Genomic DNA, 12,114 nt, shown 5'->3' on the forward strand with positions numbered 1-12,114 from the left:
GGGGGGCGGTCGGGGGTGGGAGGAGGGGGTGCAAGGGGGGTGTGTCGTCGTCTGCGGGGAGCAGGTCGTAGGCGTCTTCCTCGTCCGGCGGCGGGATCAGTGCCGGTGCCGCGGGCGGGGGCGATGCCGCGGGCGCGGCCGAGGGTGATGTCGTCGGAGCCGGCTGGGCGGGTTCCGGTTTCGAGGGGCGGGGGGTGCGGACGCGCCACGCTCTGAGCGCCAGGGCCGCCGGGACGCCCACGGCGAGGAGCCATGCCCCGGTCGCCGGGCCCGTCTGCCACCACAGGGGGCCGAAGCGGGTGAGCGCGGCGACGCCCAGCGGGCCGCCGGACAGCTCGGCCAGCGTCGCCTGGAGCAGGCCGCACAGCAGCGCCGCCAGTGTCACCACGCCCGCCGTACGCCCGGCCGACCACCCTCGCCGCACCGCCCTGCCCACGACGAACCACGCCACCGTCACCCCGGCCGCCACCGGCACCACCCCGGCCGGCCAGTCGGCCGGCGTGCCCGGACCGGCCTGCGGTACCGCCGCCAGTAGCGGAAAGGGCGGCAGGAGCGGCGCCGGATCCGAGGCCAGCGGGTTCACCACGTGCCCGGCGCCGAGCGCGAAGCCGGGGCCGACGGCGTACGACGCCGACCACACGGCCGCGTTGGGGACGAGGCAGACGCAGAGCAGCAGGACCGCGAACCGTCCCGTCCACCCCTCCGTGAGCTGGAGGAACGAGGCTCGCGCCGCGTCCCCGTGCCCCACCAGCGACACCGCGAGCAGCAGGGTCCCGCCGCCGAGGAACACCGCCGTCCCGGCGAAGGACGCGCGGGCGGCCGTACCCCACCGCACCCTGGTGTCCCGCCCGAGCAGCCGCCGTCGTACCCGACCCGGCAGCAGGGCCGCCAGGGCCAGCAGCGGTTCGCGCGGACGGCCGTACGCCGTCCACACTCCGCCGCCCGCCGCGGCCACCACGAGCAGGGGCAGGCACACCGTCACCCAGCCCCACTGGGGCCGCAGTTCACCGCCGGACGCGTACAGCGCGGCGCAGCCGCCGACGCCGAGGTAACCGGCGACGACCCCGGTCCACGCGGTGGGGGCGTGGACCGGCGGCGGTGCGTCCGCCTCGTCGCCGTCCGCCGTGTCCATCGTCTCCGGCGCGTCGACGGCGTCCCGCGCACCCCGGTACACCAGCAGCGCCGGCACCGCCGCCAGCAGCAGCGGCGTGATCCCGACGGGCGCCGGGACCCCGGAGAGGGTGTCGGTGCGGACCAGTTCCACGCCGTGGGCGAGCAGCCACAGAGCCGCCGCGACGTGCAGCGCGCCGCCCGGACCGCTGTCGGGATACGGCGAGCTGACCCACAGCGCGATCGCCAGGACCGCGAACGCGCCGAGCCCGAGCCCGGCCGCGAGCGCACCGGCCGCCAGGCTCGCGGCGAACCCGGGGGAACGGTCGCGCACCCGGTCGCGCAGCGGGCTGAGCAACAGCGACAACGACGGTCGGCGGGCGGTCATCCGAATCACGCTCGCCATGCTCCCAACGACACGCGCCTTTCCGTCGTAACAGGCGAACCACCGAAGTGTCGCTCAATATACGTTTATGTGTTTTTTCGTAGGAAGGTAGGAAAATAAGCATGGCGGCACCGTCCCCGGCCCTGACGCCCACTCAGGCCTTCGACGCGCTCTACGCGTTCTGCGCCCCGGCCCTGGTACGGCAGACCTTCCTGCTCACCGGGCGCCGGGAGCTGGCGCGGGAGGCGGTCGAGCGGGCCTTCCAACTCGCCTGGCAGAACTGGCCGCAGGTGGCCCGCGACCGGGACCCGGCCGGCTGGGTGCGGGCGGTGGCGCACGAGTGCGCGCTCTCCCCCTGGCACCGCTTCCGGCTGCGCTACCGCCACCCCGAACCCCCGCCGGCCGACGCGGCCGACCGCGCCCTGCTGGACGCGCTGCTGCAACTGCCGCCGACGTACCGTCGCACGCTGCTGCTGTACGACGGCGTCGGGCTCGACCTGCCGGAGACGGCGGCGGAGACGGAGGCGAGCACACCGGCGGCGGCCGGACGGCTGACCCAGGCGCGGCGGCTGGTCGCCGACCGGGTGCCGGAACTCGCCGACCCGGCCGCGCTGCACCGCCGTCTCACCGAACTGGCCTCCGCGGAAAGCCTGCGCGCGGCCCAGGCGCCCCCCTCCGTCCGTACCTGTGCCGAACGGCAGACCCGGTTCTGGACCCGGTCCGCGCTGGCCTTCACGGCGACGATCATCGTGGCGACGACGCTCACGCTGCGGACGGCACCGACGCACTACGAGGCGCCGATCGGGCCCGCGCAGGCGATCAGCGGGGTGCCGGCGGAGGTGGGGCTGGGACCGTTGTCGGCCGGGGAGCGGGTGTTGCAGGCGAAGCTGCGGGGGGCTGCCGAGAGGGGGCCGGAGAGGTTGGTACCGGTGGCGAGATAGACCGTCGGGATGGGTAGCGGTGGCGCGGTAGACCGTGGGGATGGGTAGCGGTGGCGCGGTAGACCGTCGGCTGCGGGCCGGTGGGGGCTGGTCGCGCAGTTCCCCGCGCCCCTTACGGGGCCGCTGCGGTCACGCCGACTGTGTAGTTGCGTGTGCCCCTGCGGCCCTTACGGGGTGCTGCGGTCACGTCGGCTGTGTAGTTGCGTGTGCCCCGCAGCGCCTTATGAGGCGCTGCTGCGGGCATGCGTGCCGCATGGGGCAGTGCGGGTGGGCGAAACGTCGGTAGGCCCGCCCCCACCCCGGGGACAGGCCTACCGACGTTCAGTGAACCGGCGTCGGGAACGACGCTCAGCCGGCGAGGATCTCGCGGGCCAGCTTGGCCGTCTCCGTCGGGGTCTTGCCGACCTTGACGCCCGCGGCCTCCAGGGCCTCCTTCTTCGCCTGGGCGGTGCCCGACGAACCGGAGACGATGGCGCCGGCGTGGCCCATGGTCTTGCCCTCGGGGGCGGTGAAGCCCGCGACGTAACCGACGACCGGCTTGGTCACGTTCTTCGCGATGAAGTCCGCGGCCCGCTCCTCGGCGTCGCCGCCGATCTCACCGATCATGACGATCAGGTCGGTGTCGGGGTCGGCCTCGAACGCGGCGAGCGCGTCGATGTGCGTGGTGCCGATGATCGGGTCGCCACCGATGCCGACGGCGGTCGAGAAGCCGATGTCACGCAGCTCGTACATCATCTGGTACGTCAGCGTGCCGGACTTCGAGACCAGGCCGATACGGCCCGGCTTGGTGATGTCGCCCGGGATGATGCCGACGTTGGACTGGCCGACGGTGATGATGCCGGGGCAGTTCGGGCCGATGATCCGGGTCTTGTTGCCCTTCTTGCCGGCGTACGCCCAGAAGGACGCCGAGTCGTGCACGGCGATGCCCTCGGTGATCACGACGGCCAGCGGGATCTCGGCGTCGATGGCCTCGACGACCGCGTCCTTGGTGAACTTCTCCGGCACGAAGATGACGGAGACGTTGGCGCCGGTGGCCTCGATGGCCTCCTTGACGGTGCCGAAGACCGGTACCTCGGTGCCGTCGAAGTCGACCTTCTGACCGGCCTTGCGCGGGTTGACGCCGCCCACGACGTTGGTGCCGTCACCCAGCATGAGCTTGGTGTGCTTCATGCCAGTGGCGCCGGTCATGCCCTGGACGATGACCTTGCTGTCCTTGTTGAGCCAGATAGCCATGGTGTGTTGTGTCCTCGTCCTGAGTGCTTACTTGGCGGCGTGGGCCAGCTCGGCGGCCTTGTCGGCCGCGCCGTCCATGGTGTCGACGCGCTGCACCAGCGGGTGGTTCGCGTCGGTGAGGATCTTGCGGCCCAGCTCGGCGTTGTTGCCGTCGAGACGGACGACGAGCGGCTTGGAGACGTCCTCGCCGCGGTCCTCCAGGAGCTTCAGGGCCTGCACGATGCCGTTGGCGACCTCGTCACAGGCGGTGATGCCACCGAAGACGTTGACGAAGACCGACTTGACGTCGGGGTCGCCCAGGATGATCTCCAGGCCGTTCGCCATGACCTGGGCGGAGGCGCCGCCACCGATGTCGAGGAAGTTGGCGGGCTTGACGCCACCGTGGTTCTCACCGGCGTACGCGACGACGTCCAGGGTGCTCATGACGAGACCCGCGCCGTTGCCGATGATGCCGACCTCGCCGTCGAGCTTGACGTAGTTGAGGTTCTTCTCCTTGGCGGCGGCCTCCAGCGGGTTGGCCGCGGCCTTGTCGTGGAGCTCCGCCCAGTCCGCGTGGCGGAACTCGGCGTTGTCGTCCAGCGACACCTTGCCGTCGAGGGCGATGACGTCACCGGAGGCGACCTTCGCGAGCGGGTTCACCTCGACGAGGAGGGCGTCCTCCTTGATGAAGGTGTCCCACAGCCTGACCAGGACGTCGGCGACCTTGTCGGCGACCTCGGCCGGGAACTTCGCCGCGGCGACGATCTCCTTGGCCTTGGCCAGGTCCACACCGTCGATCGCGTCGATCGGCGTCTTGGCGACGGCCTCGGGGCGGGTGGCCGCCACCTCCTCGATCTCCATGCCGCCCTCGACGGACGCGATGGAGAGGAAGGTGCGGTTGGCACGGTCGAGGAGGAAGGAGACGTAGTACTCCTCGAGGATCTCCGGGGCCGTCTCGGCGATCATCACCTTGTGGACCGTGTGGCCCTTGATGTCCATCCCGAGGATGTCCGTCGCACGGGCGACGGCCTCGTCCGCGGAGGCGGCCAGCTTGACGCCACCGGCCTTGCCACGACCACCGACCTTCACCTGCGCCTTGACGACGGACTTGCCGCCCAGCCGCTCGGTGATCTCGCGCGCCGCCTCAGGCGTGTCGATGACTTCACCGGCCAGCACCGGTACATCGTGCTTGGCGAAGAGGTCCCTCGCCTGGTACTCGAACAGGTCCACGCGCTTCCGTCCCTATCAGTGATCTCGCGGTTCGTTGGATGCGTGGGCGTGCCGCGAAGGGCAACGTGACGTCCGCTTGGGTCACAGGGGAAGCGCACACGGTGTCCGAGCGCGCGGCATGTCCGTCTCGCAGGTTATCGCCGCTCGTGGGGGCTCCCTAAATCGAGGGTCACACCTGAGCGGTGATACCTGTCACATGATGCCGGGTATACAGCGGCTTTCTGGCACGGCGTGCCGTCCTGCCGGTGATGTGCGAGGCCTCACCGGGCCGGGGCTGGCCCGGTGAGGCCTCAGACCCCGAGAGCTCTCAGCCCTCGGAGCCGGCCTGCTGATCCCCGTCCCCACGGGGATCAGCAGGCCCGGACCGCGGGACACGGCCGTACGCGCCGACGGCGTTCGGCCGGCCGGCCGTCTCACCCCCGGAGTCATCAGACGGAGCAGGTCGGCTGCCCCGGACCGTGCGCACCGTCGGCCGCGCCGATCACGCCCATCACGCTGGTCACGGCGGCCCCGCTGGTCACGCCCGTCGCGCCCGTCGCCGTCGCGCCCGTCGTGCCCGTCGTGCCCGTCACGCCCGTCGCGGTGGCCGTGCCGAAGAGGTGGTCGGCGCCGTGCGGGGCGGTGCCGGTGGCGATGGAGTTCGTGAGCATGGCGGCCGCCCGCTTCTGCAGGGCCCGGGCCTGGGCCCTGGCGGCGTCCTGGGCCTTGGCCGTGGCCTGCGCGGCCCGGCCCGCCCGTGCGCCCAGGATGGCCTGGGCGCCGCGGAACCTGGCCGCCCGGACGGCCGCCAGGTCCGTCACGGGGGTCACTGCGTACCGGCCGGGTGCCGTACGGACCTGCCGGCCTGCCGCGGCCGCGCTCCGCACCGCGTCACGCGGGTCGGACACGGTTCCTTCGCCGGTCAGGCCGGCGGTCGTCATGGTGGAGCGGCGGATGTTCTCGTTCATGCGTGCGTCAGTCCTTCGAGGCTCCGGCGCCCTGGGGCGCACGCGGAGCCGGGAGGGCTTCCGGAGGGGCCGGAAGCGCGGCTGGGGGACAACGCCGTCCGGGGAAGACCGGAGGAGGACCCGAAGGGGGGATGCGGAAGGGTGATCCTCAGGAGTCCGGACGGACGGGCAGACCTGTTCCGCCCCCGCGCGACAGGTCTGGGGCGGGGAAGGCGGTCGCCGGTCCTAGCCGGGGAAGACGGGGATGTCCCGGTACCGGTCCCGGGTCTCGGCCGCGTCGACGTGCGCGGCGGCACCGGGCAGCAGCCTCAGCGGCGCCCGGCCGTCCAGGGTGACGGCATGCGCGTCACCGTGCCTGGCGGCGGAACCGTCCACCGCCGACTTGCCCAGCGCCCCGTCCGGGTCCCCGGTGGGCGCGGGGTGCGAAGGGGCGTCCACGGCACGCGTGCCCCGGTGCCCACGGCTGTGCGCCGCGGCGTCGGCGGCGGCGGGGGCCGTGAAGGTGATCCGCGGCCCGTACGACACGGTCGCGGACGCGTCCGCCGTGGCATGGGGCTTCTCGTCCCCGGCGCTGTGCGGGGCCGGCGCCTGCGGCCGGTCACCGCCGGGTGCCGGGGTGACCGGCAGCGGAACCGTCTCGCCCGGCGCCTCGGCCGAACCGGGAAGCTGCACCACCGGCAGGGTGGACGCCGTCTGCGGCAGCGACGGCAGCGCGGGCAGCGTGGACACCACAGGAAGTGTCTGCTGCAGCTCCGACACCTGCTGCACCACGTCACCGACCACCTGGGTCACGGCCCCGGTCACGGACACGACCGTGCCGGTCGCGGACCGGACCGTCCCCGCCACCGTCGTCGTCGCCGTCCGAACGGTCTGGTCGACCACCGGAGCGACGGGCGTCCCGGAAACCACAGGTATGCGCTTGTGCGGCGCCGACGGCTCCTCAGGCACTCCCAGTTCCCGGCCCACCGTCGAGGTCACCGTGGTGACCGAGGTCGCCGCGGACAGCGACGGTGTGGCCGGCGTCGTCCCCTCGGCCGCCTGCGCCCGGCCCCCGCAGAGGAAGCCCAGCGCGAGCAGCCCGCCCACCAGCAACGCCAGCTGCAACGCACGCCGCCCCGGCACGGTACGCGACACGCGCACCGCGTCTGCGGACAGAGCTGCTGGCGAGGTCAAGACGGAACGGACCCTCCGTGCGGCGGAGCAAGGACGCGGAGTGAAAAGACAGAACACGGATCGAGGACGCGGATCGAGGGACACGGCGTGCGGGCGTGGAACACGGGGCACGGCGCGTGTGTCGATCCTTGCACGCCCTGCCCACAGTTGCGCAACCCCTGCATTACCGATGGGTATTCATGTCTGTTTTGTGAGAGAACTTTGGCCTGATGAGACCTGCTTGGCTTTACGTGACCTCTTCCTGCTGACACCCCCTTCACAACTGAGCCCCGTTTGTGCCCCTTTCACACCGTGTCGGGCACCGGGACCGGCCGCTTCTCGATCGCCGCGGCCATCACCTCGGGGAAGAGGTCGGGCGTGCACGCGAACGCCGGTGCCCCGAGCGCCGCGAGTGCCGCCGCGTGCTCCCTGTCGTACGCGGGCGCCCCCTCGTCCGACAGCGCGAGCAGCGCCACGAACTGCACCCCCGCCGCCTTCATCGCCGCGACCCGTTTCAGCATCTCGTCGCGTATCCCGCCCTCGTAGAGGTCGCTGATGAGCACGACGACGGTCTCCGCCGGCCGGGTGATCTGCGACTGGCAGTACGCCAGCGCCCGGTTGATGTCCGTACCGCCGCCGAGCTGCGTGCCGAACAGCACGTCCACCGGATCGTCCAGCTGGTCGGTGAGATCGACCACCGCCGTGTCGAAGACCACCAGCCGGGTGTCGATCGACCGCATGGACGCCAGCACCGCCCCGAACACCGAGGCGTAGACCACCGACGCGGCCATCGACCCGGACTGGTCGATGCAGAGCACGACCTCCTTCTTCACCGACTGCGACGCCCGCCCGTATCCCACGAGGCGTTCCGGCACCACCGTCCGGTACTCCGGGACGTAGTGCTTGAGGTTGGCCGCGATCGTGCGGTTCCAGTCGATGTCGTGATGGCGTGGCCGGTTGACACGGGCACTGCGGTCGAGAGCGCCGGTGAGGGTGGCCCGGGTGCGGGTGGCGAGCCGCTTCTCCAGGTCCGCGACGACCTTGCGCACGACCGCCCGTGCCGTCTCCTTCGTCGTCTCCGGCATCGCCTTGTTGAGCGAGAGCAGCGTGCCGACCAGGTGGACGTCGGCCTCCACCGCCTCCAGCATCTCCGGTTCCAGCAGCAGCGACGCCAGCCCCAGCCGGTCGATGGCGTCGCGCTGCATGACCTGGACGACGGAGGACGGGAAGTACGTGCGGATGTCACCGAGCCAGCGCGCCACCGACGGGGCCGACGCCCCGAGCCCCGCGGACCGCTCCCGCCCCGACTGCGGTCTGTCCCCCTTCCCGTAGAGCGCGGCCAGTGTCCCGTCCATCGCCGCGTCCCGCCCCGACAGCGCGCACCCGGTCCCGTCGGCGGCCTCACCCCCCAGCACCAGCCGCCACCGCCGCAACCGCTCCCGCCCGAGCTCACCGACTCCAACTCCGACTCCGGCCACCGTGCCCGTCCCGGCCGCCGTGCCCGTGTCGGCCGCCGTGCCCGTGTCGGCCGCCACGCCGGCGGCGGTCGTCGTGTCAGTTGCGGTCGTCGTGCTCGTGCCGGCCGACAGGCCGCTGGCGGTCGTCGTGTCGGTGTTCGTCGCGTCCGTGGTCATCTCCCTGCTCCCACAAGGTCGTTGTCCGGTGCGGTGTCGTCGAGGCCGAGCAGCAGTCGCAGCACCGGCAGTACGGCGTCGGCCCGCCCGGCGTCCGCGTCGGCGCCGAACCCCGGTGTCGCGCCGGCCTGTCCCCGCCCCGCCGGCCGCTCCCCCGGCCCTCGGCGCACCAGTTCGCCGATCGTCCTGCGCACGCCCGGCTCGTACGACGAGAACGTCCGCCGCAGCAGCGGCAGCACGTCCGTGAACGCCTCCGCCGGTACCCCGGTCAGCCAGGCGTCGACCAGACCGAGCAGCCGTTCGTCGTGGACGAGCAGCATGCCGCCCCCGCCGCCTCCGACGAACCCCTCGATCCAGGCGGCCGCGTCCGCCGGCGGGGTCCCCGGTGACAGCACCAGCCCCATCAGCCGGGCCGCCTCCTCCGCGCCCAGCTCCCCCTCGTCCAGCAGGATCCGCACGGCCCGGCCGCGGAGCACCCCGGGCACGGTGTCCCGCCCGGACAGCGTGCGCAGCACGGCCCGCCAGCGGCGGCGGAGGTCACCATGGCCGGAACCGGCACCCGCCGCGCTTCCGGCCGGCGCCGCCCCGCTCCCGGTGTCGCCGAGCAGCCCCACCGCCGCGTGCACCGCGTCGACATGGCCCCGCATCTCCTGTGCCGCGTCCGCGTCGAGGGCGGCGCAGGCCGGCGGAAGCCCGACGAAGACCCGGTCGGCGAGGCCCGCGGCGACCTCGGCGAGCGCCCGTACGTCGGTGCCCCGGACGTCGCCGTAGCGCAGGGCGCGGACCAGGGCGGGCAGGGCCTCGGCGAGCCGGCCGACGTCCGTGTCGAGGGCGGCCCGGTCGGCGAGCGCCCGCATCACCACCGGCAGCGCGTCCGACAGCCCGGCCCGCAGGCACAGTTCGGCGAGCGCGGTGACCTCGGCGAGCGCGCTCGCGCCCGCCGCGTCGGCCTCGGCCCTGGCCGTCGCCGCACCGTGGACGGTCGTCCCCCACACCCCGGCCTCGGCCACCCGCACCGACAGTTCGGGCTCCCAGCACAGCCGCCAGGTCTCCCGGAACGTGCCCGTGCTCCCCCGCGACCGCACCTGCTCCCCCCACCCGACGCCGAGCAGCCGCAGCCGGTGCAGCAGCCGGCTGCGCCCGGCGTCGGTCTCCTTGCGCAGGTCGAGATCGAGTTCCCGCTCGAGCGCCTCCGGCTTGAGCCGGAGCCTGCGCTGCTCCCGCACCAGGTCCCGCTGCAACGGCACCGCGGGCGCCGCCTCCGGCACCTCCCCCAGCACGTCCCCGACCACCAGCCGGTCGTGCACCAGCGCCAGCGGGACGTCGGAGCCCTCGCACAGCACCGCCCGCACCGCGTCGGTCGTCTCCCCCAGGCCGGGCAGCGGGCGGCCGCGCAGCACCGCCAGGCTCTCGGCCAGCCGCACCGCCTCGATGACATGGGCCGAGGAGACGATCCGGTCCTCCTCGCGCAGCAGTCCGGCCACCTTGGTGAGCCACCGTTCGACGGGCCGGTCCGGAGCGCTGAACAGGTGGCCGTACCAGCCCGGGGAGTCGATGCCCGCGCCGTACCCGCTCGTCCGGGCCAGCCGGCGGTTGGTCCACGGCACCCAGGTCATGTCCGTCCTGATCCTGGGCAGTCCCTTCAGCAGCTCCCGGTCGGCGGCGACGGAGCTCTTCGCGCGCAACGCCGGCACATGCCAGGCTCCGCACACCACGGCGACCTCGTCACCGAACTCCCGCTGTGCCGCTCGCAGCCGGATCCGCATGTGGGCCTCCCGCACGGGGTCGCGGTCCCGGCCGTCGGCCCCGTACGTCTCCCGCAGCGCCGTCATCGCCTCCTCCACCGCGGCGAACGGCGCGAACGCGTCCCGTTCCCCGGTGCCGCCGCGGTGCTCGACGACGTCCTCCCACCAGCGCTCGGGATCGTCGTGACCGGCGGCCTCGGCCAGGGCGCCGAGGGGGTCGATGCGCATCTGCCGCGCGGTGCCGGGCTCGGCGCCCGCGGCCGGGGGCCTCTCCGCTGTCTCTTCCTCCTCCGCCTTCCGCCACGCCAGCGTGTGCGTGGCCGGCAGGTCGATGAAGCGGGCCGGGACCTCGTGTTCCAGGGCCCAGCGGACGGCCACCCACTCGGGACTGAAGTCGGCGAACGGCCAGAACGCCGAGCAGCCGGGCTCGTCCACCGCGTGCGCGAGGAGCGCGACGGGTGGCCGCAGCTCCGGGTCGGCGGCCAGCGGGATCAGCGCGTCCGCCTCGGGCGGCCCCTCGATCAGCACCGTCTTCGGCCGGGCGGCCTCCAGGGCGGCCCGCACCGCCCGTGCCGAGCCGGGCCCGTGGTGCCGGACCCCCAGGAGCAGCGGTCCCGGCCGCCGTGCGCTGTCGCTCACGCGCTCACCTCCCGGCAGGCGCGGTAGAAGTCCTTCCAGCCGTCGCGTTCCCGGACGACCGTCTCCAGGTACTCCTGCCAGACGACCCGGTCGGCCGCCGGGTCGCGGACGACCGCCCCGAGGATGCCGGCCGCGACGTCCCCAGCCCGCAGCACGCCGTCCCCGAAGTGGGCGGCCAGGGCGAGGCCATGGGTGGCGACGGAGATCGCCTCGGCCGTGGAGAGCGTGCCGCTGGGCGACTTCAGCTTGGTGCGGCCGTCGGCGGTGACGCCGTCGCGCAGCTCGCGGAAGACGGTGACGACGCGGCGGATCTCCTCGATGCCGTCGGGCGCGGCCGGCAGCCGCAGGGAGCGGCCGAGCTGGTCGACGCGGCGCGCGACGATGTCGACCTCGGCGTCCGGGCTCTCCGGCAGTGGCAGCACCACGGTGTTGAAGCGGCGGCGCAGGGCGCTGGAGAGGTCGTTGACCCCTCGGTCGCGGTCGTTGGCGGTGGCGATCAGGTTGAAGCCGCGGACCGCCTGCACCTCCTGGCCCAGCTCCGGGATCGGCAGGGTCTTCTCGGACAGGATCGTGATCAGCGTGTCCTGGACGTCGGCCGGGATCCGGGTCAGCTCCTCGACTCGCGCCGTCATGCCCTCCGCCATGGCCCGCATGACTGGGCTGGGCACCAGGGCGTCCCGGCTCGGGCCGTGGGCCAGCAGCCGCGCGTAGTTCCAGCCGTAGCGGATGGCCTCCTCGGGGGTGCCGGCCGTGCCCTGCACGAGCAGGGTCGAGTCACCGCTGACGGCGGCGGCCAGGTGCTCGGAGACCCAGGTCTTGGCGGTTCCGGGCACGCCGAGCAGGAGCAGGGCGCGGTCGGTGGCGAGGGTGGTGACGGCGACCTCGACGATGCGGCGCGGACCGACGTACTTCGGTGTGATCACCGTGCCGTCCGGCAGCGTGCCGCCGAGCAGGTAGGTGGCGACCGCCCACGGCGACAGCTTCCAGCGGGCCGGGCGCGGCCGGTCGTCCTGCGCGGCCAGCGCCGCGAGTTCGGCGGCGAAGGCCTGCTCGGCGTGCGGTCGCAGCGCACCTTCGACGGTCGTCGGGTCGGTCGGTTCCACGGACACAGTCATGGCT

Annotated in this window: 9 protein-coding genes; 1 reads left to right on the plus strand and 8 read right to left on the minus strand. The window is 73.5% G+C overall.

From position 1 onward, the window contains the following. Positions 1-1,516, minus strand: a 1,516-nt coding sequence (locus MB828_RS21260; protein WP_301649578.1) for a cell division protein PerM, incomplete at its 3' end; no start/stop codon positions are given. 101 nt (positions 1,517-1,617) lie between these two features. Here MB828_RS21260 and MB828_RS21265 point away from each other — a divergent pair. After that, positions 1,618-2,436, plus strand: coding sequence for an RNA polymerase sigma factor (locus tag MB828_RS21265; RefSeq protein ID WP_301649579.1), 819 nt, complete (start codon positions 1,618-1,620; stop codon positions 2,434-2,436). A gap of 348 nt (positions 2,437-2,784) precedes the next feature. Here the strand turns inward: MB828_RS21265 and sucD are convergent, their stop codons facing one another. The 7 genes from sucD to MB828_RS21300 all read right to left on the minus strand — a co-directional run bounded on the left by sucD (position 2,785) and on the right by MB828_RS21300 (position 12,110). Next, the gene (gene sucD, locus MB828_RS21270; RefSeq protein WP_046733150.1) at positions 2,785-3,669 is read right to left on the minus strand and encodes a succinate--CoA ligase subunit alpha; all 885 of its coding nucleotides are present in this window, start codon (positions 3,667-3,669) and stop codon (positions 2,785-2,787) included. Between the two features lie 27 nt (positions 3,670-3,696). Beyond that, positions 3,697-4,878 (minus strand): ADP-forming succinate--CoA ligase subunit beta, encoded by a 1,182-nt coding sequence (gene sucC / locus MB828_RS21275; protein WP_133028859.1) that lies wholly within the window; start codon positions 4,876-4,878, stop codon positions 3,697-3,699. 428 nt (positions 4,879-5,306) lie between these two features. Beyond that, the gene (locus MB828_RS21280; RefSeq protein WP_301649580.1) at positions 5,307-5,825 is read right to left on the minus strand and encodes a hypothetical protein; all 519 of its coding nucleotides are present in this window, start codon (positions 5,823-5,825) and stop codon (positions 5,307-5,309) included. Positions 5,826-6,050: 225 nt separating this feature from the next. Then, complete coding sequence (locus MB828_RS21285) at positions 6,051-6,959, minus strand: hypothetical protein (protein ID WP_301649581.1); 909 nt, start codon at positions 6,957-6,959, stop codon at positions 6,051-6,053. 323 nt (positions 6,960-7,282) lie between these two features. Further along, a complete protein-coding gene (locus MB828_RS21290; RefSeq protein ID WP_301649582.1) occupies positions 7,283-8,611 on the minus strand; it encodes a VWA domain-containing protein in 1,329 nt (442 codons plus the stop codon). After that, the gene (locus MB828_RS21295) at positions 8,608-10,995 is read right to left on the minus strand and encodes a DUF5682 family protein (protein ID WP_301649583.1); all 2,388 of its coding nucleotides are present in this window, start codon (positions 10,993-10,995) and stop codon (positions 8,608-8,610) included. Before MB828_RS21295 ends, MB828_RS21290 begins: the two co-directional genes overlap by 4 nt. Beyond that, positions 10,992-12,110 (minus strand): ATP-binding protein, encoded by a 1,119-nt coding sequence (locus MB828_RS21300; protein WP_301649584.1) that lies wholly within the window; start codon positions 12,108-12,110, stop codon positions 10,992-10,994. Before MB828_RS21300 ends, MB828_RS21295 begins: the two co-directional genes overlap by 4 nt. Positions 12,111-12,114: the final 4 nt, after the last annotated feature.

The sequence above is a fragment of the Streptomyces arenae genome, from assembly GCF_022343545.1.
Classification (GTDB): Bacteria; Actinomycetota; Actinomycetes; order Streptomycetales; family Streptomycetaceae; genus Streptomyces; species Streptomyces humi.

What these genes read in the sequence shown, in the direction of transcription:
- MB828_RS21265 (WP_301649579.1), top strand. Translation starts at nt 1,618, where the DNA reads ATGGCGGCACCGTCCCCGGCCCTGACGCCCACTCAGGCCTTCGACGCG.
- sucD (WP_046733150.1), bottom strand. Translation starts at nt 3,669, where the DNA reads ATGGCTATCTGGCTCAACAAGGACAGCAAGGTCATCGTCCAGGGCATG.
- MB828_RS21280 (WP_301649580.1), bottom strand. Translation starts at nt 5,825, where the DNA reads ATGAACGAGAACATCCGCCGCTCCACCATGACGACCGCCGGCCTGACC.
- MB828_RS21290 (WP_301649582.1), bottom strand. Translation starts at nt 8,611, where the DNA reads ATGACCACGGACGCGACGAACACCGACACGACGACCGCCAGCGGCCTG.
- MB828_RS21300 (WP_301649584.1), bottom strand. Translation starts at nt 12,110, where the DNA reads ATGACTGTGTCCGTGGAACCGACCGACCCGACGACCGTCGAAGGTGCG.